The organism is Bowmanella yangjiangensis, assembly GCF_017255015.1.
Taxonomy (GTDB): Bacteria; Pseudomonadota; Gammaproteobacteria; order Enterobacterales; family Alteromonadaceae; genus Bowmanella; species Bowmanella yangjiangensis.
Map to the genome: position 1 here is coordinate 1 of NZ_JAFKCS010000886.1, position 292 is coordinate 292.

The 292-nt window shown below is 67.1% G+C and carries 1 protein-coding gene; it reads right to left on the minus strand.

Annotated features, from left to right (window positions below; all coding sequences use genetic code 11):
• Positions 1-24: 24 nt before the first annotated feature.
• A partial coding sequence (locus tag J0A65_RS27085) for a carboxymuconolactone decarboxylase family protein (protein ID WP_206597250.1) occupies positions 25-292 on the minus strand: 268 nt, incomplete at its 5' end.

The following is a 292-nucleotide window of genomic DNA, read 5'->3' on the forward strand; positions in this document are numbered from 1 at the left end:
GGCGTGATCAGCGCGGGCTGAGCGTCACAGACGCATGCCGATGGCCAGACGATTGAGGCCACTCATCAGGGCCACGGCAATGGTCAGGTCGGAGATTTCCCTGGCACTGAAGTGCGCCTCCAGCGGCTGGTAGTCCTGATCGTCGGCATGGCTGCGGGCGATCTCGCTCAGCGACTCCGCCCAGGCCAGCGCCGCTCGCTCACGCGCCTGGAAATGACGACTCACGCGCCAACCGGCCAGGCCGTCCAGCTTGGCCTGGGGCACACCCTCCGCACGTAGCGACTCGCTGTGT